At 44.9% G+C, this 771-nt stretch carries 2 rRNA genes; both read right to left on the bottom strand.

The features are described from left to right. Nucleotides 1–365 precede the first annotated feature (365 nt). Nucleotides 366–483, bottom strand: a 5S ribosomal RNA gene (rrf, locus tag ACTQWB_RS18720). A 90-nt stretch (nucleotides 484–573) separates the two neighbouring features. Then, nucleotides 574–771 (bottom strand): 16S ribosomal RNA (locus ACTQWB_RS18715); the annotation flags it as partial.

Raw genomic sequence — 771 nt, 5'->3', positions numbered from 1 at the left:
TCTTTGTCTGCTCTCACAGACTAAATCGATGTCTTCCTATCTTACGTTTTAACGTTTTATATCAAGGATGTATGATTTTCATCATACTTACATGTATGCAGTTTTCAAGGTGCATTCTTTATTGCTTTTGACTGAATTTTTATCAGTCATTAGAAATCTTAAATACTTTTTAAGTCCTGTGTCAGAACTTCTTTATTTAAAACCTCTAATCACTGGTAAAACCAGTTATCATAACAGCACTTCCCTGCTGAATGGGGTTAACACCGATCCATCAATCTTTACCTTTTACCGTTCTGTTTCCGACAGAACTCACTTACCAGTGTCTGTTTCTATATGAACAAGCTTCCCGCTTGTTTTTTTCTTTGATCCGGCGCCCACCTGCTCTCCCACATCGTCTCCAATGCAGTACCATCGGCCGCCTGCGTCTTAACCGTCGTGTTCGGGATGGGAACGGGTGTTTCCCACAAGCGCATCGACACCGGAAGCATTTGTTATCCGCTCTCTTCTCTTTTGAAGAAAGCCACTTGATAACTCAACAGTAAAACACATTTCGATCTTCTACTTTTTCCATAGAAAGGAGGTGATCCAGCCGCACCTTCCGATACGGCTACCTTGTTACGACTTCACCCCAGTCATCGGTCCCGCCTTCGGCAGCTCCTTCCTTGCGGTTAGGTCACTGACTTCGGGCGTTACTGACTCCCATGGTGTGACGGGCGGTGTGTACAAGACCCGGGAACGTATTCACCGCGGCATTCTGATCCGCGATTACTA

The sequence above is a fragment of the Blautia sp. HCP3S3_H10_2 genome, assembly GCF_052122375.1.
GTDB lineage: Bacteria > Bacillota > Clostridia > Lachnospirales > Lachnospiraceae > Blautia_A.
The sequence above is the reverse complement of the archived record's forward strand: the minus strand, read 5'-3'. Positions and strand labels throughout refer to the sequence as shown.